The sequence below is a fragment of the Streptomyces sp. TRD_SC_5 genome (assembly GCF_056836825.1).
Genome location: NZ_JBWZZS010000001.1, coordinates 5,030,709 through 5,053,419, shown reverse-complemented (window position 1 = coordinate 5,053,419; position 22,711 = coordinate 5,030,709). Strand labels below are relative to the sequence as shown.

Sequence of the window (22,711 nt, the reverse complement as noted above, 5' to 3'; positions counted from 1 at the left end):
GCCGTGCTCGTCGCTGCACCGGCGGGCACTCCCGGCTCCACCGTCACCTCGACGGCGAACTCAGCCGACCGTACGCCCGGCCTGCCCGGCTTCATGCCTGCCGTCGGCGGACGGGGGGCGCTCCTGGTGCATCAACTGCCGGACGATCCTGACGAGCTCGGCGGGCTCGAAGGGCTTGGAGAGGAAGGCGTCGACGCCTGCGGCAAGGCCGCTCTCCACCTCGTACTGCGTACACGCGCTGATGATCGCGACGGGCAGGTGGCTGGTCCGCGGGTCGTCCCGGAGCCGGGCGGCCGTACGCAACCCGTCCAGCCTCGGCATCACGACGTCCAGCGTCACGACGTCGGGGCAGACCCGGTGAACGATGTCCAGAGCCTCGGCACCGTCGGCCGCGGTCACCACCTCGAAGCCCTCCAGCTCGAGATTGACCCTGATCAACTGCCGGATGACCTTGTTGTCGTCCACAACAAGCACGCGGCCGGACACGCCTGGCACAACTCGAGAGTAGGTCGCCCCCCACCACCGCGTCCGGCTTTTGCCCACTTCCACCCCGGGAGGGGGACGACGAACGGCACAGCGGGGCCGGGACAGCGGCCGGCGGACCCCCGCACCCCGAGACCCACAAGCCTGCCGGGGCACGGGCCCGATGCTCCCAAAACCTGTTCATGGACACCCGGCGGGAGCTGGTAGTGTTCAACCCGTCGCCGCTTAACCACGGCGGTACGCCCCCGTAGCTCAGGGGATAGAGCAACGGCCTCCGGAGCCGTGTGCGCAGGTTCGAATCCTGCCGGGGGCACAGAAGCCGGACCAGCGTGAAACAACCGCTGACCTGCGGAAGTGCCAGACTTCAAGAGCCGGACCCAGTCCCACTGGGTCCGGCTCTTTGTCGTTCCCATCCTGCTTACGTGTGAGTGGCGTGTGCACCTTCGACCCCATGACGCGGCTGCGGCAGTTTCCTCATCCGACAGCTCTTCGGCCGCAGCAGGTGCCGTCGCCGTCCCGCGCCACACCGCTGAAGCCGAGTAAGGAGGTGCAGATGCTGGAGTGGCCGGCGCACTGCAGCCGCCGGGGGAAGCGTCGTCGGGGTAGTCGAGGTCGTTGTGGAGTTGGGCAATCCCCAGATGACGACGAGCGTGAACGCGACGGCAGTCACGTGGATCGGTCGCATGGCCTCACCGTAGAAGCCGGGGCCGGCCATACCCGTCCCCCCAGGTGGAGGTGACGGGTATGGCCTGCCCCACCACTGGCGCGCTGTCAGGTGGTGATCGTCGCCGGGTCGCTGACGCCCGGCGCACCCGTCTCCACGTGGCCGGCGAAGCGGCGCAGGAAGGTGGTGTTCGTGTCGGAGACCACGGACACGTCGTACCAGCGCTTGGTGGCGCGCAGGTCCACCGAGTGCGTCACCGTGGCGCCGGCGCGCACCGGGAACGTCTGCGGCGCGCCGCCGTACGCGTTGCTGACGGTGAGATTGGCGGTCGCGGCGCCCGGGTTCGTCAGCGTCAGGTCGAGGTTTCCGGTGGTCGCGTTGTGGCGGGCCGTCGCCTCGGGGCACGCGGTCTTGGCGGGGCTCCTGAAGGTGCGCAGGAAGCCGTTCGGGCCGTGGACCGTGAGGTGGTGGGTGCCCTTGGAGTACGCCGAGTTCCAGGTGTCGGAGATCTTCTTGCCGGCCTCGGCGGTGTACGTCCACGGGGCGTCGGTGCGGTTCGCCGACGTGACGTAGAACTGCGCTCCGGCCGCCGCGCCCGGGCTGAACGTGAGGGCGATGCGGCCGTCGCCGACGTTGACGGCGCCGTCCACGTAGGGCGCGTACGGCAGCGCACGGGCCGGGCGCGCGCCCGGCTCCTGCTTGGGCATGCTGCCGACGGCCGGCGCGGTGGGCCGGTAGTCGGGGTGGCGCTCGCGGTCCGGCGGCTCGTACGCGGCGGTGTCGGGCAGCTCGGCAGGCTCCGCGTCCGGCGTACCGAAGCCGAAGGCCGAGGTGAGGTCGCCGCAGACGGCGCGTCGCCACGGGGAGATGTTGGGCTCGTTCACGCCGAAGCGGCGTTCCATGAATCGGATGATCGAGGTGTGGTCGAAGACCTCGGAGCAGACGTAACCGCCGGTGCTCCAGGGCGAGACGACGAGCATGGGGACGCGCGGGCCGAGGCCGTAGTTGCCCGCCGCGTACGACGATCCGCCCGCGTAGAGCTCGGTGGAGGTGTCGACGGTGGACTTGCCCTGGGCGGCGGAGGCCGGCGGGTACGGCGGCACGATGTGGTCGAAGAAGCCGTCGTTCTCGTCGTACGTGATGAACAGGGCCGTCCGGCTCCACACCTCCGGGTTGGACGTCAGCGCGTCCAGCACCTGCGCGATGTACCAGGCGCCGTAGTTGGAGGGGAAGTTGGAGTGCTCGGTGAAGGCTTCCGGGGCGGCGATCCAGGAGATCTTCGGGAGCTTGCCGGCCTGGACGTCGGCCTTGAGGTCGTCGAAGTAGCCGTCGCCGTTCTTGACGCTGGTGCCGGTGCGGGCCTTGTCGTACAGCGGGTCGCCGGGCTTGGCGTTGCGGTACTGGTTGAAGTACAGGAGCGAGTTGTCGCCGTAGTTGCCCCGGTAGGCGTCATTTATCCAGCCCCAGTGGCCGGCGGCGTCCAGGCCGTCGCCGGTGTCCTGGTAGATCTTCCAGGAGACCCCGGCCTTCTCCAGGCGCTCGGGGTACGTCGTCCAGCCGTAGCCCGCCTCCTCGTTGCCGAGGACCGGGCCGCCGCCGGTTCCGTCGTTGCCGGTGTGACCCGTCCACATGTAGTAGCGGTTGGGGTCGGTGGCTCCGATGAACGAGCAGTGGTACGCGTCGCACACCGTGAACTTGTCGGCGAGGGCGTAGTGGAAGGGAATGTCCTCCCGCGTCAGGTACGCCATCGTCGTCGGCGTCTTCGCGGGCACCCACTGGTCGTACTTGCCCTTGTTGATCGCCTTGTGGCCGCCCGCCCAGTCGTGGTTGAGGCCCTGGAGGAACTGCATGCCGAGGTCGTCGGCCGTCGGGTGGAACGGCAGCGTCTCCTTCTTGTTGCCGTCCGCCTGGTACCAGACCGGCTTTCCGCTGGGCAGCGTCACCGGGCGCGGGTCTCCGAAGCCCCGTACGCCCTTCATCGCGCCGAAGTAGTGGTCGAAGGAACGGTTCTCCTGCATCAGTACGACGATGTGGTCGACGTCCTGGATCGTGCCGGACGCCCGGTTGGCCGGGATGGCGGCGGCGCGGTCGATGCTGCTCGACAGGGCGGCGAAGCCCGCGGTCGCGCCGGCGATCTGGAGGAAGCGGCGCCTATTGAGTTCTGGCATGAGTGTGGGGCCTCTTGGGGTGTGAGGAGACAGAAGCGATCAGAATGTTCCAAGAGGACCGAGTGGAAAGGAAGGGGTGGTGACGACACTGTGAAGAGTCGCGGTATACGTCGCCAACGCGGGCGCACGGGGCTGCGGAATGGCGGTCACCGGCCGCCCGTCAGGCCGATGTGCGCTTCCTGGGGGCCGACTTCTTCGCGGTGGTCTCCGCCGTGGTCTTCTTCGCCGTGGACGACCGCGCCGACTGTTTCTCCCCGGTGGCCTGCTGCTTCTGCGCCGCGGTCGTCTTCTTGGCCGCGCCGGCCTTCTTCGCCGTGGCCGCCTTCTTCGCCGCCGGCTTCTTCTTCGCGTCGGAGGAGGAGGCCGCCGCCCCGCCCCTCTCCTTGCCCCTCTCCTTGCCTCTCTCCATCTGCGTGACCTCGGCGACCTCTTCGCCCTCACCTTCCCCTTCGTCCTCGCCGCGCGACTCCTTCGCCGCCCGCACGCTCTTCTCCAGCGCCGCCATCAGGTCGATCACCTGGCCGCCACCGGCCGCCGGCGCGGCCTCCGCCGGGAGCTCGCCGCCCGAGGCCTTCGCGGCGATCATCTCCTCGACCGCCTGACGGTAGTCGTCGTGGAGCGATTCGAGTTCGACATCGCCCAGGGTGTTCATCAGGGCGTCGGCCAGGTCGAGTTCGGCGTCGCGGACCGTCACGTCCGTCTCCGGCGCGACACCCTCGGGTTCCCGTACCTCGTCGGGCCAGAGCAGTCCGTGCATGACGATGACGTCGTCCACGACGCGCAGCATGCCAAGCCGCTCACGGCCGCGCAGCGCGAACTTGGCCACCGCCACCTTGTCGCTGCGCTTGAGTGCCTCGCGCAGCAGGACGTACGGCTTGGCGGCAGGCACACCGCTCGCGGACAGGTAGTACGCCGAGTCCATCTGGAGGGGGTCGATCCTGGCCGCCGGAACGAAGGCGACGATCTCGATCGTCTTGGCCGTGGGCAGCGGGAGCGCGGCCAGGTCGTCGTCCGTGATCGGCATGATGCCGCCGCCCGGCTCCTCGTACCCCTTGCCGATCTCGGACGACGGGATCTCCTCGCCGTCGAGCTCGCAGACCTTCCGGTAGCGGATGCGGCCGCCGTCGGCGGTGTGGATCTGGCGGAACGAGATCGAGTGGTGCTCGGTGGCGTTCACCAGCTTGATCGGGATGCTGACCAGGCCGAAGGAGATGGCACCGTTCCAGATGGATCGCACGTTTCGCCCCCTTGAGAAGCCTTTAATGATGAATACGTGGGATTCTCATCGTATGTCGCCTATCACGGAGGTGGAGGGGCGGCGCCTGGCGCTCAGCAATCTGGACAAGGTCCTCTATCCCGCCACCGGGACCACCAAGGGCGAGGTGCTGCACTACTACGCAACGACCGCGGACGCGTTCCTGCCGCATCTGCGCGACCGGCCCGTGTCGTTCCTGCGCTATCCGGACGGCCCCGACGGGCAGCTGTTCTTCACCAAGAATCCGCCGCAGGGTACGCCCGACTGGGTGCGGACGGCGGAGGTCTCGCGCACCGAGGGGCAGACGGCGCGCCAGGTCGTCGTTCAGGACCTGCCGACGCTGATGTGGGCGGCGAACCTGGTGGTGGAGTTCCATACGCCGCAGTGGCTGGCCCCCGATCCGGGCATCGCCGACCGGCTGGTCCTCGACCTCGACCCCGGGGCGCCGGCGGGTGTCGCGGAGTGCGCCGAGGTCGCGCTGTGGCTGCGGGAGCGGCTCGCGGCGGACGGCATCGAGGCGTACGCGAAGACCTCCGGCTCCAAGGGGCTGCATCTGCTGGCGGCGCTGGAGCCGACGCCGTCCGAGGAGGTGTCGGCGTACGCGAAGGGGCTCGCGGTGGAGGCGCAGGAGGCGCTCGGGGAGCTGGTCGTGCACCGGATGACGCGGGCGCTGCGGCCGGGGAAGGTCTTTGTCGACTTCAGCCAGAACGCCGCCGCGAAGACGACCGCCGCGCCGTACACGCTGCGGGCGAAGACCGAGCCGACCGTCTCGACGCCGGTGGCCTGGGGCGAGGTGGAGGACGGGCGGGCGGACCCGGCGCGGCTCGTCTTCCGGGCCGGGGACATCGGAGTACGGCTGGAGCGGTACGGCGACCTGCTCGGCCCGCTGGTCGATCCGGACCATGCCCATCCGCTGCCGAAGGGGTGAGCGGCGTGGTCACGGTCGTACCGCCCGTCCAGGTGATGCGGCCCCGGACGGCGGCGGAGATCCCGGCGGCGAACGGGCTGCCGGGCGGGGTGCAGTACAGCGTCAAGCTGGACGGGTTCCGGTGCGTGGCGTTCGCGCGGGGTGACGGGGGCGCGGCCGTGCTCCAGTCCCGCTCGGGGCGGAACATGGCGCTCGACTTCCCGGACATCGCGGCGGCGGTCGGCGCGCTGCCGGCGGGGCTGGTCCTGGACGGGGAGGTGTGCGCGTGGGCGGACGGGGCGTTCGCGTTCGCGCAGCTGATGCGGCCGCACGCCGCGCGGGTGGCGGACGGGGTCGTGGTGGCGTACGTCGCCTTCGACGTACTGGCCGTGCCGGGGCGCGACGTACGCGAACTGCCGCTGGAGCAGCGGTGGGAGCTGCTCGGCGCCGTCCTGGAGGAGGCCGGGGCGGGTCCGCAGGTGCAGCGGGTGCTGGCGACGACCGACCGCGAGCAGGCGCTGATCTGGTACGAGGCGTTGGTGGGCCAGGGGGTGGAGGGGCTGGTGTGCAAGGGCCTGGCCTCGCGCTACCGGACTCAGGACGCCAAGTCCTGGGTGAAGGTGCGGCATTCGGACACGCGTGACGCGGCCGTCGCCGGCTACACGGGCACGGCGCGGCACCCGCGGGCGCTGGTGCTCGTGCTTCCGGGGGACGCGGACCCGCTGCTGTCGAGCCCGCTGACACCGGCGGTGCGGGCGCAGGCGCGGGAGGCGCTGGCCGGGGTGACGGACGAGGGCGAGGAGCGGATCGTCGCGATCGGGCTCGGGGACGTGCCGTACCGGAAGGTGGGCGCGGGTGTGCTGGCCGAGGTACGCCAGGACGTCGGCCGCCACGCGACCACGACGGTCCAGCGGTTGCGTCCGGCGGATCGGTGAGCGGGGGGCGGGGGGCGGACCGCTGAGCGGGGCGGGCGCGGGCGGGCGGGCGCGCGGACGGCCCACCGAGGCCACACGGGGCCCCGCCCCGGACCGCGGTCCTCAAGCGCCGGACGGGCTGAACATCCCGGCCCCAGCCGTCCCATACGCGGCTCCGCCGCCCGGCAGCCGCCACCTTCGCGCCTCGCAGGCGCGCCCGGCGCCGCGGCGGGCGCCTTCGCAGTGCCCCGCCCCGCCCCTTTCCCGCTTTGTCCCTTGCGGCTGCCGCCGCGTGTCCTCAATCGCCGGACGGGCTCTTTTTCTTCGCCCGAGCCGGGAAGTCCGCCTCACTCCGGACAACTCGAAATTCCGCCCCCGGAAGGGGAATTCGACCTGGCCCGTGTCCGGGAAATGCAGCCGTCCGGCATTTGAGGACCGAGGCCGGAGGCGGAGCCCCATGCGCGGCGGGGCCGCGAGGGGTTCGCGGCGGGGCGGGGCGGGGTGTTCAGTCCGTCCGGCGGGGCGAGGGGGCAGCCCGGTGCGCGGCGTACGCGCCCAGCCTTCCGCCGCCACCCGCGTTCGTCAGCGGCAGAGCCAGGTTCGGCGGTTGCGGGCCGTCGCGTACAGGGACTCGACGTCCGCCGGCTTCAGGACGCCGCCCGCCCGGGCCAGCGTCCTCACCTCGTACTCCCTCAGCACCCGCACATCGCGCAGCGTGGGCGCCGGGTCCACCCTTCCCGCCCCCGCGAGCGCCAGCACCGGGCGTACCGACGCCGTCAGGGCGAACGACGCGCGTTCGGCGTCGCGGCGGGCCCAGCGCAGCTGTGGCAGGGGCTCGGCGCGGCCGACGGCCACCAGGGGGTCGGCGATCCTGACGCGGCCGCGCCCGTTCCCCGCGTGCACCGTGCGTACGCTCAGCGCGCCGGCCGGGCCGATCAGGAGGTGACTGATGTGCGCCCCGCCCGGCAGTGGGATCGAGTGCAGTACGCGCCAGCCCGCCCCCGCCCCCGTCTCCTCCAAGCGGTCCAGTTCCTCGCCCAGCAGTTGTTCCGCCGCCAGCGCGTCGCGCAGCGGGTCGCTACGGAAGCGGCGGCGCGCCGGCCCGCCCGAGGTCCGCGCCAGCGCCGCGTACAGCGCCTCGCCGGGACGGTTCGGCGCCAGGTCGTCGTCCGGGTGGAGGGCGAGGCGGGCCAGGTCATCGGCCGTGGGGACCGGCGGCGGCCCCACCGTGACAGGCCCTGTGACGTACGGGGCGAGGGCGGCCAGTACGGCCTCCCTCCCGTCGTCCGCCAGCAGACTGACGCGCCCGGATTCCCGGTCGTACCAGGCGATGCTCGTGCCGTCGGGCAGGCTGACGTACAGCCGCTCCTGCCCCTGGTGCCGCGTCGGTACGATCCTCAGTGCCGTCATGCCCCATCACCATCCCCAGCCCATGGGAGCAGTACCGGAGCCACAGGGGCAATGCCCCTTCCCGGTCCGCTTGGTGCAGACTCGACAGCACAGGGCGTACGCGCTGATCACGGCACCGAGCGACTCGGCACGGCACGGAGGGGTCCATCGAATGATCATCTTTGGCAGCAAGAGCTATCTCTACCAACTGGCCATCATCACGCTGGTGTGCGGGCGCTGCGGCAATCCCGCCGCGCACACGCTCAAGAAGCGCGTCAGCAAGTTCACCTTGTTCTTCGTCCCGCTGTTCCCGTTCTCCACGAAGTACGCGACCCAGTGCACCTTCTGCGGCGCCGAGCAGCAGGTCGGCAAGGAGCAGGCCGAGCAGCTCGAGGCGACGCAGGCCCAGGGTGGCGGCGACCAGGCGTACGGGCAGGCTCCCCCGCAGCACCAGCCCGGGCAGAATCCTTACCAGCGCTGAGCCGCCGAAGCAGGCTGCGCGCGAAGTAGACGCGAAGTAGAAAAGCCACATTCTTGCCCATAAGGTCTACGGGACGACTCGCACGACCTCGGCCCCGCTGAGAGGGGAGCCTTGAGCGCGCACCGCCCCGCCCGCGCGGCACTGCTGCTCCTGTCCGCCGCCGCAGCGCTGTCGGCGCTGTTCGCGCTGTCGGGCTGCGCCGACGCGGGCGAGCTCGAGAGCGCCGGGCCCACACCCACCGCCATCGGTCCGACCCGCCTGTGGCCCGAGCGGCCGCCCGCCACGGCCCCTCCCATGGACTACGGCGAGGGCGAAACAGAGACGGTTCGCGGGATCGGGGTGCCGGGCGACGACGTGCGCGAGGTCGATCCGGTGGCCGTCGTCCAGGCCGAGCAGGCCGCGCATCCCGACACCCTCAGCGGGCCCGACGGGGTGTACGAGGAGACCGCCGGGCAGCTCCGGGCCTGCGACACGAAGCCGGAGTCGTGTCCCGTACTGAAGGCGTACTACCGCGACCTCACCGGCGACGGCAACGCCGAGCTGATCATCGGCGTCTCCCTGCCCAAGGGTCAGCTCGCGGTGCGCTGCTACCTGGCCGAGAAGGGCCGGCTGACCCGCATCATGGGCACCACCGACGCCGTGATCGGGGTCTCGCTGGCGAGCCGTGACCTCATCATCCGGGCGCCGTCGAACCTGCCGGGATACGAGTACAGGACGGCATGGTCCTGGGACGACCACCAGCACGCCATGCTCCCCACCCACGACGAAATCCTGCGGGTGGACGAGGAGAGCGGCGAGACGCTGCCTTCCCACTCGCACACGACCACCCCCGGCAGTCGCCCATGAGGCCCCGCCTGCCCGCCTGGACCGGGCGGCTCACCTGGAAGGCCGCCGCCTTCATCACCGTGATGTGCTGCGCGCTCGCGGCGCTCCTCGGCGCGCTCGTCCACGTCTCCGTAACGCACCAGACCCTCAACCAGGCCCGCGAGAAGGCGCTCACCAGGCTGCAGGAGGCGACTCGGGCGTACGAAGCCGGCGATCCGCTGCCGCCGGACACCGGCATCGACCCGGAGGGGCTGCCCGCCTCGCTGCGCGACCTCGCCCTGTCCGGCCGGCACGGCACGCTCGTCAGCGAGCACGACGGCCGCCCGACCATGTGGGCGGCGGCGCCGGCCGACCGGCGCGCCATGGCCGCCGAGATCGACTACAGCCAGGGCGTCAGTACGATCACGGGCCTGGACCGGGCCATCGTCGGCTCGTCCTTCCTCGCCATCTCCGCGACACTGCTCGTCGGCGTTTTCGCCGTCACCCGCGTGACGCGCCGCCTGCACCAGACCGCCGGGGTGGCGCGCCGGATCAGCGCGGGAGACCTCGACGCCCGCGTCAACGATCCGCGCACGAAAGCCGGTTCACGCCCCCAGGACGAGGTGGCCACGGTCGCCGGCGCCCTGGACACCATGGCCTCCACGCTCCAGGGCAAGCTGCAGAGCGAGCAGCGCTTCACCGCCGATGTGGCCCACGAGCTGCGCACCCCGCTGACCGGTCTGCACGCGGCGGCGGAGCTGCTGCCGCCCGGCCGGCCGACCCAGCTCGTCCAGGACCGGGTACGGGCGATGCGGCTGCTGACCGAGGACCTGCTGGAGATCTCCCGGCTCGACGCGGGCAGCGAGCAGATCAGCCCGGACGTGCACCGGATCGGACCGCTCGCCGAGCGCGTGGCGAGGGGCACGCGCGGGCCGGGGGCGCCGACGGAGGTCCGGATCGTACGGGACACCTGCGTGGAGACCGACCGGCGGCGGCTGGAGCGGGTGCTGGGCAATCTGATCGGCAACGCGCACCGGCACGGCCGCGAGCCGGTCGTAATGACCGTGGACGGGCCGGTGGTGACGGTGCGCGATCACGGCGAGGGCTTTCCCGCGTACCTCGTGGAACACGGCCCGCAGCGCTTCAGGACCGAGCCGCACGCCGGCGGCAAGGGGCACGGTCTGGGCCTGACGATCGCCGTGGGGCAGGCGGAGGCCATCGGCGCGGAACTGAGCTTCGCGAACGCGCCGGACGGCGGGGCGGTCGCGACGCTGAGGCTGCCGGAGGCAGCGGAGGACCTGGACCGGTAGTAGGGGCCGGAGAACCACCCGGCACCGCAGGAGAAGCACCGAGCGCCCCGTGCGTGGCGCACGCAGAGTGACGGGTTGCGATCACCGAGTGGCGAAAATAGCGTAAACCGGGCGAGTCGGGGACCGGTTCACTACGAACCGGCGCGCCCCGCCGCCCTTCGCCGCGGCGAAGGCCTCTCACCTGTCAGGAGCCACCATGCCCCTGCTCCCCCGGTCTCCGCTCTCCAGGCTCGGCCTGTGCGTCGCCACAGGCGCCGTCGCCGCCCTCACCGCCGCGGGCCCCGCGCTCGCCGCAGCGGAACCCGTGAAGCCCCCGGCCGAGAGCCGCTCGTACAAGGGGCGTGTCATAGCCAAGTCCGGACTGCTGCTGCGCGACAAGCCCACCCGCAGCAGCCGGGTCATCGGCAACAAGCCCTATGGCGCGATCGTCCACATCTTCTGCAAGACCCGCGGCGGCAACGTGCACGGGAACGACCGCTGGTACCTGCTCACCGACGGCACCTGGGCCTGGGGCTCGGCGCACTACATCTCGAACATCGGCGCCGCGCCGCGCTGGTGCTGACGCGCCGTTGGAACCGGCCGTAACCGCACACCGCTCACGCCCGAAGGGTTCCGCTCCCGTTGCGCGAACTCCTCGGGCGTGAGTACACATATACGGACATACAGCCTGCCCGCTTGCTACGTTGCCTGACATGACCGCAACGACGGTGGACGCTCCCCCGCCCGACGTACGCCTTCCCAAGCGTCGCGGCGTCGAACTCTCGCTCCTCGTCGGCGCCGTCCTCATCGCCGTGTTCGGCTACATCGACGTGGGCCTCACCAAGGACGGCACCGTCCCCCCCGACGCCGCCGGTTACGGCGCGGGCCTCGGCGTCCTCGCGCTCCTCGCCCACCTCGCCGTCCGCTTCCGCGCCCCGTACGCAGATCCGCTGCTCCTGCCCATCGCGGTCCTCCTCAACGGCCTCGGGCTGGTGCTGATCTACCGCCTCGACCTGGAGACGCCGAAGGACCAGGCCGCGCCCACCCAGCTCGTCTGGTCCACCCTCGGCGTCGCGCTCTTCATCGGCGTCGTGATCCTGCTCCGCGACCACCGCGTCCTCCAGCGGTACGCGTACATCTCGGTGGCCGCCGCCCTCGTCCTGATGACCGTGCCGATCTTCTTCCCCGCCATCAACGGCGCGAAGATCTGGATCCGCGTCGGCGGCTTCTCCTTCCAGCCCGGCGAGTTCGCGAAAATCCTGCTGGCCGTCTTCTTCGCCGCCTACCTCGCCGCGAACCGCAACGCCCTCGCCTACACCGGCCGCAAGATCTGGAGACTCCAGCTGCCCACGGGCCGCGTGCTCGGCCCCATCGTCGCGATCTGGCTGCTCAGCGTCGGCGTACTCGTCCTGGAACGCGACCTCGGCACCTCGCTGCTCTTCTTCGGACTCTTCGTGATCCTGCTGTACGTCGCGACGGGCCGCACCGGCTGGATCGCCGTCGGCCTGCTCCTCGCGGCGGTCGGCGCCTTCGTCGTCGGCTCGCTCGAACCGCATGTCCACAGCCGCGTCCAGGACTGGCTGCACCCCTTCGCCTCCATCGACGCCGGCCAGGGCCCCGGCCAGCTCGCCCAGTCGCTCTTCGCGTTCGCGGCGGGCGGCATGCTCGGCGCGGGGCTCGGCGCGGGCGAGTCCATCCTCATCGGCTTCGCCGCCAAGTCCGACTTCATCCTGGCGACGGCGGGCGAGGAGCTCGGCCTGTCCGGACTCACCGCAGTCTTCCTGCTGTACGCCCTGCTCGTGGCCCGCGGTTACCGGGCGGGCCTCGCGCTGCGCGATCCGTTCGGGCGGCTGCTCTCGATCGGCCTCGCCTCGATCCTCGCCCTCCAGGTGTTCGTCATCGCGGGCGGCGTGACGGGACTGATCCCGCTGACCGGCATGGCGATGCCGTTCCTCGCACAGGGCGGTTCGTCCGTCGTCACCAACTGGATCATCGTGGCGCTGCTGATCCGGGTCAGCGACTCGGCCCGCCGGCCACAGCCCGAGCACGTCGAGACCGGCGTCATCGCGCCCGTCGTGGAGGAGGACCAGTGATCCGCTACATCCGTCGCGCGGCCGGGTTCTGCCTGCTGCTGCTCGTCGCGCTGCTGCTGAACGCGGCCCGTATCCAGGTCTTCCAGGCGGAGGCGCTCGACGACAACCCCGCCAACCGCCGCCAGACCATCACCCGTTACGAACAGAAGCGCGGCAACATCGTCGTCGACGGGAAGCCGGTCACCGGGTCCAGGGACAGCGGTGACCGGCTGCGGTTCGAAAGAACGTATCCGCACGGCCCGTTGTACGCGCCCGTCACCGGCTACGCCTCCCAGACGTACGGCACGACCCTCATCGAGAACGCCGAGGACGACGTGCTCTCCGGCACCGCCTCGATGCTCGCCCCGCTCCCCCTGTGGAACGAGATCACGCGCTCGCGCCGGCCCGGCGGCCACGCCGTCACGACCATCAAGGGCGCGGTCCAGCGGGCGGCGTACAACGGGCTCGGCGGCAGAAAGGGCGCCGTCGCTGCGGTCCAGCCGTCGACGGGGAAGATCCTGGCGCTGGTCAGCAGCCCTTCGTACGATCCCGAGGAGCTTTCCGGGACCGGGAAGCGGGTCACGGACGCGTGGGCGCGGCTGAACGGCTCGCCGAGTCAGCCGATGCTCAACCGGGCGATCCGGCAGACGTATCCGCCGGGGTCCGCCTTCAAGGTCGTGACGGCGGCGGCGGCCCTCGACACCGAGGTGGTGACCGACCTCGACGCGCCGACGAAGACACCAGATCCGTACGTCCTGCCGGGCACCAGCACCACACTCCCCAACGAGGCGAGCGGCTGCCGCAACGCGTCGCTGGAGTTCGCGATCCGGGTCTCGTGCAACACGGTGATGGCGGAGCTGGGCGTGCGGGTGGGGATGGCCGGAATGCTGGACACGGTACGGAAGTTCGGCTTCAACGACGACGGGCTGAGGATCCCTTCACGGGTGTCCAGGAGCAACTTCGACACCAGCATGACCGCCGATCAGCTCGCGCTCTCCTCCATCGGCCAGTACGACACCAGGGCGACACCGCTCCAGATGGCGATGGTCGCGGCGGCGGTCGCCAACGGCGGCGAACTCAAAGCCCCGTATCTGGTCGACAGGACGACGCGGTCGGACGGCGACGTCGTCTCGCAGAACAGCCAGAAGTCCCTGCACCAGGCGATGAACCCGTCCACGGCCACGCAGCTCCAGCAGATGATGGTCGACGTCGTGGAGAACGGGACGGGCACGAACGCCGCCATCCCGGGGGTCAGGGTCGGCGGCAAGACGGGCACGGCGCAGCACGGCACCGACAACACGGGGACGCCGTACGCCTGGTTCATCTCCTGGGCGCAGGAGCGCGGCGACGGTCAGCCGGCCGTCGCGGTCGCGGTCGTCGTGGAGGACGCGTCGGCGGACCGGGCCGACATCAGCGGCGGGGGCAGCGCGGCGCCGATCGCGCGGGCCGTGATGCTGGCGGCGCTGGACGACTGACGGTCGCTCGACGCGTTGTCGTCTCGGTCCGCGAAACGGACGCTGTGCGCTCGCCGCACGCGCTTGTCGTGCGGTCATGACTACTGAATCCGCCGCTCCCGCTGCCGCATCCGCCGCGTACGAACTCGCCCAAGTGAACATCTCCCGCCTCAAGTTCCCGCTCGACTCGCCGGAACTGAAGGACTTCGTGGACGCCCTGGACCCGGTGAACGCGGCGGCCGATACGGCTCCGACGGTTTCATGTGACTCCTCCACCCTGTAAACGGGGTGGCTTCTCGCTATGCCTGGTTGGCGTTGCGACGGACCAGCCCGGCCCATAGAACGTTGAGTGCTCCGACGGTGTCAGCGTGCGCGCGGTGGCCGCAGCTGACGCAGTGAAACTTCTCCTGTGTGGGCCGGTTCTCCTTCGCGGTGTGCCCGCATTCGGGACACCGCCGGGAGGTGTTGCGGGGGTCCACGGCCATCACTTCCCGCCCGGCGCTTTCAGCCTTTGCGTTCAGGATCGCGAGGAACACCCCCCATCCGGCGTCAGCGATGCTTCGGTTCAGTCCGGCCTTGCTCGCGGCCCCGTTGGGCAGAAAACTGCCCGGCGTCTCGGGGTCGGGCTTCGGCTTCGGGGTCTTGCTCATGTTGCGGATCTTGAGGTCTTCGTGCGCGATGAAGTCGTGCGAGCGAACCAGGCCGAGCGCGGTCTTGTGCGCGTGGTCGAGGCGCTGGCGGCGCACCTTGCCGTGCAGGGCCGCGACTTTCTCCACCGCCCGCTGGTGGTTGCGGGTGCGATTCTTGGCTTTGCACCGGGGGAAACGGCTCAGCGCCTGCTGTGCGGCCTCCAGTTTCGCGGCAGCCTTCCGGCCGTGGCGCGGGTTGAGGACATGCTCGCCGCCCGAGTCGGTCAGGAACGACGCTATGCCCAGATCGATACCGACCACGGAGCCGGTCTTGGGCAGCGGCTCGGGCGGGGGCTGCTCAGAGGTGAGGACGACGTACCACTTGCGGCCCTCGCGCTTGACCGACACGGTCTTGACCTTGCCGGCCACCGGCCGGTGCTGGTTGACCTTGACATGCCCGACGCCTTGGAAGCGGACGCGGGTCACCGGGTCGTGCGGAGTCGAGTCCCACCGGCAGCCGTCCCCGTCCTTTGGGAAGTCGACGGTGTCGAACCAGTTGACGCCCCGGAAGCGGGGATAGCCGGGCTTGTCCCCGGCCTTGGTCCGGCGGAAGAACGCCGCGAACGCCTTGTCGAGACGACGCAAGGTGGCCTGCTGTGACGAGAAGGACCAGCGTCCTTGACGCTCGGGGTCGAACGCCCGGATCTCCTTGAGCTGCGCGGACTGCTGTCCGTACTTGATGCTCGTCTTCGAGGCGTGCCGGTAGGCGTCGCGGCGTTCCTGCAACGCACCGTTGTAGAGCGAGCAGTGATCCCGCAGCATCTCGCCCAGCGCGATCGCCTGTCCCACGGTGGGCCGCATGAGGAACTTGTACGCTCGAATCATCCAGCCTCACCCCCTCAAGGTCTGGTCAGACCGGCAATGCCGAAGATATGCCTGCCGCATACACCCGCCGCGGCCTTCCGCCGGCCCTCACCCGAACGTGTGACGCAGGACCGGTACGCCAGGCAAGCCACCCTCGACGCTTGCTTGCCGACATCGGCTCCTCCGTTCCCAACGTGCCAAGAGAGCACGAGGAACGCCTGCCAGAACTTCGAGGCGGAGCACGAATAGTCCAACGGCGACGAGACTCACATGCACCTGCTGGTGCACCTATCCGCCCAAGGTCACCTTGTCCTCGCTCGTGAACTCCCTCAAGGGTGTCTTCTCGCGCTACCTGCGACAGGAGTTCACCAGCCGCGTCAACCGCTTCATCACGCACGGCCGGTTCTGGTCGCGCTCCTACTTCACCGGATCATGCGGCGGGACACCGCTGAGCATCGTCAAGCAGTACATCGAGCAGCAGAAACACCCGCTCCAGCCTGCGAGTCAGAGCAACCCAGAGATCGGATTCCCTCCCCGCCTGAAGGCAGGGATTCCCTCCGAAGAGAGGGATGGCGGCTGCAGAGCGAGGGGGCGACGCGACGGACGTGCAGGTGTTCGGGGACGAGTGGCTGATCATCAACCTGACCGTATGGCGAGACGTGAACGCTCTGACGGCCTTCATGTACCAGGGGCAGCACCGGGAGCTGCTCGGCCGGCGCAACGAGTGGTTCGAGCGCGTCAAGGAGTCGATGACGGCGCTGTGGTGGGTGGAGGCGGGCCGCCGCCCGACGGTGGCGGACGCCGAGAAGGCGCTCCTGCGCCTGCGCGAGCACGGCCCGACGCCGGAGGCCTTCACGTTGCGTACGACGTTTCCGGCCCCCGGCGGCGCAGCCGCGTGACCGGTCGAGCCGGCCGGCGGCCACCGGTCAGGCCGCGCCGTCCGTGATCGCCTTCTCGATCTCCGCCACCCGCGCCGCGTCCTCCGCCTCGAAGCGCTGCTTGTCGAGCGCTTCGGCGATTTCCTCGTCCTGGGTCATGAGGAGGTCCAAATTGGAGTCGCCCATGTCGAAGACCCCCATGTCGAGGTAGGCCTTCTGCAGCCGCTCGCCCCACAGGCCGATGTCCTTGACGCACGGCACGATGCGGCTGAACAGCAGCTTGCGGAAGAGGTGCAGGAACTCGGACTGCTCGGTGTACTCCTCGGCCTCCTTCTTCGACACGCCGAAGTTCTCCAGCACCTCGACCCCGCGCAGCCGGTCGCGCATCAGGTAGCAGCCCTCGATGACGAACTCCTCCCGCTCCCGGAGTTCGGCGTCGGACAACTGCTTGTAGTAGTCGCGCAGCGCCATCCGCCCGAAGGCCACGTGCCTGGCCTCGTCCTGCATGACGTACGCGAGGATCTGCTTGGGCAGGGGCTTGTCCGTGGTGTCGCGGATCATGCCGAAGGCCGCGAGCGCAAGGCCCTCGATGAGGACCTGCATGCCGAGGTACGGCATGTCCCAGCGGGAGTCGCGCAGAGTGTCGCCCAGCAGGCCCTGGAGGCTGTCGTTGACCGGGTAGAGCATCCCGACCTTCTCGTGCAGGAAGCGGCTGTAGATCTCCGCGTGCCTGGCCTCGTCCATGGTCTGGGTGGCGGAGTACAGCTTCGCGTCGAGGTCGGGGACGGACTCGACGATCCGGGCCGCGCACACCATCGCGCCCTGCTCGCCGTGGAGGAACTGGCTGAACTGCCAGGAGGAGTAGTGCCGGCGCAGGTCGCCCTTGTCCTTTTCGGTCATTTTCGCCCAGTGGCGGGTGCCGTAGAGGTTGAGCGCCTCGTCGGGGGTGCCGAGCGGGTCGTACGGGTCGACCTCGATGTCCCAGTCGATGCGGGTCGCGCCGTCCCACTGCTTGTCCTTGCCCTTCTGGTAGAGCGCGAGGAGACGGGCGCGACCTTCGTCGTACTCCCAGCTGAAGCGTGCCGCGCCGGAGGCCGGCACCTGCCACATCGGGTCGGACGGGGCCTTGGTGTAGAGCTCGTGCGTCGACACTGACGCCTCCCTTTGCCTCTATATCCCTTACTGGGACCAATAGTTGGCAGCGTCACACGCTGATAGACGACGGGTCAACAAGCCGGTCAATAAGTCGTGCACAGGGGATTGACTGGCTTGCTGACAAGCAGTCTCATAAGACGGGAACGCAGCTGTGACCGCGAGACCGCCCCTTTCGGGGGACGACCCCCGTACCCCCGAATGCCACCCGTGAGGTGTCCCCCGCCATGACGACAGTGACCGAACGCGACGTCCTCAGCGACGCACTCGGCCTCCTCAAGGACCGTGAGCAGGTCGCCGAGCGCCTGCTGGAGTCGTCCGCCAAGCACTCCTTCGACCCCGAGACGGAACTCGACTGGGCTGCCCCGGTCGAGGAGGGCAAGTGGTTCTGGCCGCCCGAGCTCGTGTCGCTCTACGACACCCCGCTCTGGCGGAAGATGTCCGAGGAGCAGCGCATGGACCTGGCACGGCACGAGGCCGCGTCCCTCGCCTCCCTCGGCATCTGGTTCGAGATCATCCTGATGCAGCTGCTGGTCAGGCACATCTACGACAAGTCCGTGACCAGCAACCACGTGCGGTACGCGCTCACCGAGATAGCCGACGAGTGCCGGCACTCGATGATGTTCGCCAAGATGATCCAGAAGGGCGGCGCCCCCTCGTACCCGGTGCCGCGCCTCTACCACAACCTCGCGCGCGTCCTGAAGACCGTCTCGACGACACCCGGGTCCTTCGCGGCCACCCTCCTCGGCGAGGAGATCCTCGACTGGATGCAGCGCCTGACCTTCCCGGACGAGCGCGTCCAGACCCTGGTGCGCGGCGTGACCCGCATCCACGTGGTCGAGGAGGCGCGCCACGTCCGGTACGCCCGCGAGGAGTTGCGCCGCCAGATGGTGACCGCCCCGGCCTGGGAGCGCGAGCTGACCCGGGTGAGCTGCGGCGAGGCGGCCCGCGTCTTCTCGACCTGTTTCGTCAATCCGAAGGTGTACGAGAACGTCGGCCTCGACCGCCGCGAGGCCGTGGCCCAGGTCAAGGCGAGCGGCCACCGCACGGAGGTCATGCAGAACGGCGCGAAGCGGCTCACCGACTTCCTGGACGACATCGGTGTGCTCCAGGGCGTCGGCCGCAAGCTCTGGAAGAGCTCGGGACTCCTCGCGTAAACGGTCAAATCTATGGTTACGCTGCCGACATGACCCCGGCAGCAACCACCCCAGCCACCCCCGCGTACCGCAGGCTCAGCGTCGAGGAGCGTCGCAGTCAGCTCCTCGGCGCCGCCCTGGCGCTCTTCGCGCACCGGGCGCCCGAGGAGGTCTCGCTGGACGACGTGGCGGAGGCGGCCGGGGTGTCGCGGCCGCTCGTGTACCGCTACTTCCCGGGCGGCAAGCAGCAGTTGTACGAGGCCGCGCTCGGCTCCGCCGCCGACGAGCTGAAGCTGTGCTTCGCCGAACCGCAGACCGGGCCGCTCACCCGGCGCCTCACCCGCGCCCTCGACCGTTACCTGACCTTCGTCGACCAGCACGACACAGGGTTCAGCGCGCTGCTCCAGGGCGGCAGCGTCGCCGAGACCTCTCGTACGACCGCGACAGTGGACGGGGTGCGGCGGGCCGCGGCCGAGCAGATCCTGACCCACCTCGGCGTGGCGGGGACGGCCGGGCCACGGCTGCGGATGATGGTCCGCACCTGGATCACGGCCGTCGAAGCGGCCTCGCTCATCTGGCTGGACGAGGACAAGCAGCCGCCGGTGGGCGAGCTGCGGGACTGGCTCGTCGACCACTTCATCGCGCTGCTGACCGTGACGGCGGCGACGGACCCGCAGACGGCGGCCGTGACGCGGGCGGCGCTGGCGACGGAGACGGCGGACGGCCCGGCGGGGGTGCTGGCGCGGCGGGTGATCCCGGTGATCGCGGAGGCGGCGCACCTGCTGTGACCCCTCGCCCTGCTCGTCCTGCGAGACTGGCCGGGTGAGAAGCGAGAACACCCCCTTCGTGGGCGGCCCCCTGGACGGGCGGGTGCTGCCGGTCCTGGTCGGGCCGACCGGACACCCGCCGAAGTGGTACGAGGTGCCCGTGCCGGACGACGACGGCGGGCCGCCGACCGTGCACGCCTACCTGCGCGTCCCCGCCGGGTACAGCAAGCGGCTGGGGCTCCAGCGCGGCTGGAAGTACGAGTACGCGCCGGACGGGCGCGAGCGCCACCGGCCCAGATGGCCCTGGTCGAAACCGGACACCGCCCCATAAGATCGGCGGTTGTGCCGGACGTGGCCACTGTGACCGCAGGAACACCGGCGGCCCGGTACGGTGATCACGGTGATCACGGCGACCACAGGGGGTGCGCCTTGGAGGCGCTGCGTCAGGACGATCCACGCCGAATCGGGCCGTACGCCCTGCTGTTGCGCCTGCGCGAGACGGCGAGCGCGGTGCAGTACGTGGCGCACGCTCCCGACGGTGCGAAGGCCGTGGTCGCGGTGGCCAGGCCGGAGCTGGCCGGCCTGCCCGCGTTCCGCCGCCGCTTCCGGTCCGAGGCACAGACGGCCGAACGGCTGGCCGGCGGCTGGGTGCAGACCCCGCTCGCCGCCGGCAGCGACGGCGTCGAGCTGTGGACGGCCACCGGTTACGTGCCGGCGCTGACCCTCGCCGAGGCGGTCGCGCTCGCCGGGCCGCTGCCGGAGCCGGCCGTACGCATCCTGGGCGCCGCGCTCGCCGAGACCCTGTCCCGGGTCCACGCCACCGGCGCCGTACTCCACGGCCTCGCCGCCGACACCGTGCTGCTGGCCGCCGACGGGCCGCGGCTGACGGCGTTCGGTGCGCTGGGCGCTGCGGCGGCCGCCGAAGCGGGGCCCGGCGGCCAGTTGTCCGTACGCCTCGGATACCTCACCCCGGAGCAACTGGCGGGCCAGGAGCCCGGGCCCGCGTCCGACATGTTCGTCCTCGGCCTGCTCCTGGCGTACGCCGCGACCGGGGCGACCCCGTGGGCGGCGGGCCCGCAGGGCGCCGCCGCCGACCGCATCGCGCACGCGGAGCCCGAACTCACCGCCGTGCCGGCCGAGTTGCGCGCCTTGATCGCCCGCTGCCTGGCCAAGTCCCCGGCGGACCGCCCGGCCCCCGGCGCCCTGGCGGCCGAACTGGCCCTGGAGGGCGCGGCAGCCCTGGCCCGCCCCGGCTGGCTCCCGGACACGCTGGTATCGGCCCTGGGGGGACAGGCGAACCGGGCGGGCCTGGCGGCTGGGGCAGCGGGGACGAGTGCGGAGGCGGGCGCGGGGCCGCAGAGCCTTGTTCCCCTACCCGCCCCTTCCCGGAACCGGGGCTCCGCCCCGGACCCCGGTCCCCAAACGCCGGACGGGCTGAAAGTCCGGCCGGCGAACGGCCACCACGCGCTACCACCCGAGGCAGATCCAGCCCGCCCGGCGTTCGAGGACACGCCCGAAGGGCGGCCGGAGGTCTGGGGGCCTGCTCCCCCACGCGGCGGAGCCGCGAATGTCACCGCCGGGAACGGGCGGGTAGGGGAAAGCGCCGCAGGCCCGACCACCGGCGCCGCGGACATCGACGGCGGGCTGACCCGGCGCCTCCGCGCACCGCGACGTACCGTAACGACACCCGGCGCCGCCACCCCCGCCCTCACGCATCCCGCCACCGCGCTCGCCCTGCCGCCCGCGACGCCCGCGACCGTCGTACGCACCGCTCCCCCGCAGCCGACGCAGCCGGCCCGGCCCGCGCCGACGCCGGCCACCGCATCCGCACCCACTGCGGCAGGGGCGGGCCACCGGCTCGGCGGCCTCAGCCGGCGTGGGCTGTTCGCCGGCATCGCGGCGGGCGCCGCGGGGTTGGTGGTGGGCGGCGGCGCAGTGCTGGCCGTCTCCGGCGACGACGACGCGCCCCCGCGCCGGACGGACGCGGGCGACGCCAAGCCGGCCGCCCGCCGCAAGCCGCTGCCCGGGGTCGCCCCGGACCCCCTCTGGCACTACCAGCACCCCGTCGGGCTCACGGCCGGCGGTCCGATCCCCCGCCCCTGGCGCGAACGGGTGCTTCTGATCCCCGGCGAGGAACTGACGACCGCGCTGGATCTGCGCACCGGCCGCACGCTCTGGGAGCAGAAGGCGGCCGGTACGAAGTACGGCCCCGAAGCCGCCGACGACACCCACTGCTTCGTCGTCACCTCCACCGACTTCCTCTGGCTGTCCGCGAAGAACGGACTGGTCAAGCATCGTGCGGCGTACGCCCCCCTCCTGACCAAGGGCCAGAAGGACGCCCGCGCCACCCTGGGCGGGAGGGTGGCCGCGGAAGGCTCCGTCGTCTGGTTCTCGGGGAAGGTCGAGACCCTCGGCGGGAAGAAGGACAAGGTGACGCGCACGCGGACCTACCTCCTCGCGTACGACATGGCCGCCCGCAAGGAACTGTGGCGCACCGAGATGCCGAACGGCCGCCCCGGCCCCGTCCCCCGGTACGAGGCGGTCGGAATCCGCCCCGGCAGTCTGCTCGTACGCCAGGACACCGGCTCCCTCACCGCGGACCAGAAGAAGAAGGCGAAGGGCAGGTCGGCCTTCGTCCTCATCGACCGCAGGACCGGCAAGACGCTGTGGCGCAAGTTCCTTCCCGGCGTACGCCCGGACGCGGGCGCCACCGACGACCCCTCGGGCCGGCTCTACGCGGCGGCGGACGGCGCCTTGCAGGCGTACGACACCCGGACCGGCAAGAAGCTCTGGAAGCTCAAGGACGCCACGGGGCCCGCCGACGACGCCCCCTTCGGCTTCGGCCACGGCGTCGTACGCGACAAGACGCTGTACGTCGCCAGTGGCTTCAACCAGGTGTACGCCGTCGACACGGCATCCGGCGCCCAGCAGTGGAAGCGCTCCACCGAGTACCCCGGCCCGGCCACGCCCCGTGTCGCCCTCAGCGGCAGCGGCCGCACGGTCTTCGCGCTCAACGGGACGCAGGCCACCGCGTTCGGCGCGCGCGACGGCCGGCGGCTGTGGAAGTTCCAGGACTCCGGCGTCACGGAGCCGGGCGCGGAGGACTCGGAAGCGGGGGCCCAGTACCGGGCCCAGACGATCGGGGGCACGGCCGTGCTGTGGCGCGGCCGCAACTTCTACGCGCTCCCTCTCGACTGAGGGCGCGGGGGCGAGGGTTGTACAGAAACGCGTATCGATTGAATGCCTCTGGGATTGCACAGACGTCACGATCGTCGTGCTGGGGCGAATTCGTTGATCACCAGGCTGAGGCAGGCCGTAAGTTCACTGGTCAGAGCCAATTCCGCGTGTCACCGGCTGGGTGAACTTCGCGCGGGGCGAACGTTGTTCACCGAATCAGAGGACTGC

The 22,711-nt window shown here is 70.9% G+C and carries 18 protein-coding genes, 1 tRNA gene and 3 pseudogenes; 16 read left to right on the top strand and 6 right to left on the bottom strand.

Going from position 1 to position 22,711, the window contains the following annotated elements:
- Positions 1 to 60: 60 nt before the first annotated feature.
- Positions 61 to 549, bottom strand: a complete 489-nt coding sequence (locus tag AC1P0E_RS23370) for a response regulator (RefSeq protein WP_482744086.1) — start codon at positions 547 to 549, stop codon at positions 61 to 63.
- A 175-nt stretch (positions 550 to 724) separates the two neighbouring features.
- Here AC1P0E_RS23370 and AC1P0E_RS23365 point away from each other — a divergent pair.
- Positions 725 to 796: transfer RNA gene (locus AC1P0E_RS23365), tRNA-Arg, on the top strand.
- Between the two features lie 458 nt (positions 797 to 1,254).
- Here the strand turns inward: AC1P0E_RS23365 and AC1P0E_RS23360 are convergent.
- Positions 1,255 to 3,315, bottom strand: coding sequence for a phosphocholine-specific phospholipase C (locus AC1P0E_RS23360; protein WP_482744085.1), 2,061 nt, complete (start codon positions 3,313 to 3,315; stop codon positions 1,255 to 1,257).
- A gap of 160 nt (positions 3,316 to 3,475) precedes the next feature.
- On the bottom strand, positions 3,476 to 4,552 hold the full coding sequence (ku, locus tag AC1P0E_RS23355) for a non-homologous end joining protein Ku (RefSeq protein WP_482744084.1): 1,077 nt from the start codon (positions 4,550 to 4,552) through the stop codon (positions 3,476 to 3,478).
- Positions 4,553 to 4,604: 52 nt separating this feature from the next.
- On the opposite strand from ku, the gene ligD reads away from it, so the two are divergent.
- Positions 4,605 to 5,498 carry a non-homologous end-joining DNA ligase gene (gene ligD, locus AC1P0E_RS23350; RefSeq protein ID WP_482744083.1) on the top strand — a complete coding sequence of 298 codons (894 nt, stop codon included), beginning with the start codon at positions 4,605 to 4,607 and terminating at the stop codon, positions 5,496 to 5,498.
- 5 nt (positions 5,499 to 5,503) lie between these two features.
- Complete coding sequence (locus AC1P0E_RS23345; RefSeq protein ID WP_482744082.1) at positions 5,504 to 6,412, top strand: ATP-dependent DNA ligase; 909 nt, start codon at positions 5,504 to 5,506, stop codon at positions 6,410 to 6,412.
- Positions 6,413 to 6,973: 561 nt separating this feature from the next.
- Here AC1P0E_RS23345 and AC1P0E_RS23340 read toward each other — a convergent pair.
- Positions 6,974 to 7,801 (bottom strand): NERD domain-containing protein, encoded by an 828-nt coding sequence (locus AC1P0E_RS23340; RefSeq protein WP_482744081.1) that lies wholly within the window; start codon positions 7,799 to 7,801, stop codon positions 6,974 to 6,976.
- A 151-nt stretch (positions 7,802 to 7,952) separates the two neighbouring features.
- Here AC1P0E_RS23340 and AC1P0E_RS23335 point away from each other — a divergent pair, with 151 nt between their 5' ends.
- From AC1P0E_RS23335 to AC1P0E_RS23305, 7 genes and pseudogenes are all read left to right on the top strand, one after another.
- A complete protein-coding gene (locus AC1P0E_RS23335) occupies positions 7,953 to 8,261 on the top strand; it encodes a zinc-ribbon domain-containing protein (RefSeq protein WP_482744080.1) in 309 nt (102 codons plus the stop codon).
- A gap of 111 nt (positions 8,262 to 8,372) precedes the next feature.
- Positions 8,373 to 9,107, top strand: coding sequence for a hypothetical protein (locus AC1P0E_RS23330; protein ID WP_482744079.1), 735 nt, complete (start codon positions 8,373 to 8,375; stop codon positions 9,105 to 9,107).
- Entirely contained in the window at positions 9,104 to 10,375 is a 1,272-nt protein-coding gene (locus AC1P0E_RS23325; protein ID WP_482744078.1) for an ATP-binding protein, read from the top strand. The genes AC1P0E_RS23330 and AC1P0E_RS23325 overlap by 4 nt, the downstream gene beginning before the upstream one ends.
- Before the next feature lie 196 nt (positions 10,376 to 10,571).
- Positions 10,572 to 10,937: an SH3 domain-containing protein gene (locus AC1P0E_RS23320; protein ID WP_482744077.1), complete on the top strand. Its 366-nt coding sequence runs from the start codon at positions 10,572 to 10,574 to the stop codon at positions 10,935 to 10,937.
- 130 nt (positions 10,938 to 11,067) lie between these two features.
- The gene (locus AC1P0E_RS23315; RefSeq protein ID WP_482744076.1) at positions 11,068 to 12,447 is read left to right on the top strand and encodes an FtsW/RodA/SpoVE family cell cycle protein; all 1,380 of its coding nucleotides are present in this window, start codon (positions 11,068 to 11,070) and stop codon (positions 12,445 to 12,447) included.
- On the top strand, positions 12,444 to 13,901 hold the full coding sequence (locus AC1P0E_RS23310) for a penicillin-binding transpeptidase domain-containing protein (protein WP_482744075.1): 1,458 nt from the start codon (positions 12,444 to 12,446) through the stop codon (positions 13,899 to 13,901). The genes AC1P0E_RS23315 and AC1P0E_RS23310 overlap by 4 nt, the downstream gene beginning before the upstream one ends.
- A gap of 76 nt (positions 13,902 to 13,977) precedes the next feature.
- Positions 13,978 to 14,130 (top strand): annotated as a pseudogene (locus AC1P0E_RS23305) (DUF3291 domain-containing protein); the annotation flags it as partial.
- Between the two features lie 49 nt (positions 14,131 to 14,179).
- Here AC1P0E_RS23305 and AC1P0E_RS23300 read toward each other — a convergent pair.
- Positions 14,180 to 15,394, bottom strand: a complete 1,215-nt coding sequence (locus AC1P0E_RS23300; protein ID WP_482744074.1) for an RNA-guided endonuclease InsQ/TnpB family protein — start codon at positions 15,392 to 15,394, stop codon at positions 14,180 to 14,182.
- A gap of 298 nt (positions 15,395 to 15,692) precedes the next feature.
- Here AC1P0E_RS23300 and AC1P0E_RS23295 point away from each other — a divergent pair.
- A pseudogene (locus AC1P0E_RS23295) lies at positions 15,693 to 15,794 on the top strand (IS200/IS605 family transposase); the annotation flags it as partial.
- A 149-nt stretch (positions 15,795 to 15,943) separates the two neighbouring features.
- Positions 15,944 to 16,272, top strand: a pseudogene (locus AC1P0E_RS23290) (DUF3291 domain-containing protein); the annotation flags it as partial.
- 27 nt (positions 16,273 to 16,299) lie between these two features.
- Here the strand turns inward: AC1P0E_RS23290 and AC1P0E_RS23285 are convergent.
- Positions 16,300 to 17,403: a ferritin-like domain-containing protein gene (locus AC1P0E_RS23285; protein WP_482744073.1), complete on the bottom strand. Its 1,104-nt coding sequence runs from the start codon at positions 17,401 to 17,403 to the stop codon at positions 16,300 to 16,302.
- A gap of 227 nt (positions 17,404 to 17,630) precedes the next feature.
- On the opposite strand from AC1P0E_RS23285, the gene AC1P0E_RS23280 reads away from it, so the two are divergent.
- From AC1P0E_RS23280 to AC1P0E_RS23265, 4 genes are all read left to right on the top strand, one after another.
- The gene (locus AC1P0E_RS23280) at positions 17,631 to 18,560 is read left to right on the top strand and encodes an AurF N-oxygenase family protein (RefSeq protein ID WP_482744072.1); all 930 of its coding nucleotides are present in this window, start codon (positions 17,631 to 17,633) and stop codon (positions 18,558 to 18,560) included.
- 29 nt (positions 18,561 to 18,589) lie between these two features.
- Positions 18,590 to 19,327, top strand: coding sequence for a TetR/AcrR family transcriptional regulator (locus AC1P0E_RS23275; RefSeq protein WP_482744071.1), 738 nt, complete (start codon positions 18,590 to 18,592; stop codon positions 19,325 to 19,327).
- Between the two features lie 34 nt (positions 19,328 to 19,361).
- Positions 19,362 to 19,637 carry a hypothetical protein gene (locus AC1P0E_RS23270; RefSeq protein ID WP_482744070.1) on the top strand — a complete coding sequence of 92 codons (276 nt, stop codon included), beginning with the start codon at positions 19,362 to 19,364 and terminating at the stop codon, positions 19,635 to 19,637.
- Positions 19,638 to 19,735: 98 nt separating this feature from the next.
- Positions 19,736 to 22,504, top strand: coding sequence for an outer membrane protein assembly factor BamB family protein (locus tag AC1P0E_RS23265; protein WP_482744069.1), 2,769 nt, complete (start codon positions 19,736 to 19,738; stop codon positions 22,502 to 22,504).
- Positions 22,505 to 22,711 lie beyond the last annotated feature (207 nt).

Bases quoted from the DNA above. Each gene is read 5' to 3' on its own strand.
- AC1P0E_RS23360 (WP_482744085.1), bottom strand. From the start codon at position 3,315: ATGCCAGAACTCAATAGGCGCCGCTTCCTCCAGATCGCCGGCGCGACC.
- ligD (WP_482744083.1), top strand. From the start codon at position 4,605: ATGTCGCCTATCACGGAGGTGGAGGGGCGGCGCCTGGCGCTCAGCAAT.
- AC1P0E_RS23340 (WP_482744081.1), bottom strand. From the start codon at position 7,801: ATGACGGCACTGAGGATCGTACCGACGCGGCACCAGGGGCAGGAGCGG.
- AC1P0E_RS23335 (WP_482744080.1), top strand. From the start codon at position 7,953: ATGATCATCTTTGGCAGCAAGAGCTATCTCTACCAACTGGCCATCATC.
- AC1P0E_RS23325 (WP_482744078.1), top strand. From the start codon at position 9,104: ATGAGGCCCCGCCTGCCCGCCTGGACCGGGCGGCTCACCTGGAAGGCC.
- AC1P0E_RS23320 (WP_482744077.1), top strand. From the start codon at position 10,572: ATGCCCCTGCTCCCCCGGTCTCCGCTCTCCAGGCTCGGCCTGTGCGTC.
- AC1P0E_RS23315 (WP_482744076.1), top strand. From the start codon at position 11,068: ATGACCGCAACGACGGTGGACGCTCCCCCGCCCGACGTACGCCTTCCC.
- AC1P0E_RS23300 (WP_482744074.1), bottom strand. From the start codon at position 15,394: ATGATTCGAGCGTACAAGTTCCTCATGCGGCCCACCGTGGGACAGGCG.
- AC1P0E_RS23280 (WP_482744072.1), top strand. From the start codon at position 17,631: ATGACGACAGTGACCGAACGCGACGTCCTCAGCGACGCACTCGGCCTC.
- AC1P0E_RS23275 (WP_482744071.1), top strand. From the start codon at position 18,590: ATGACCCCGGCAGCAACCACCCCAGCCACCCCCGCGTACCGCAGGCTC.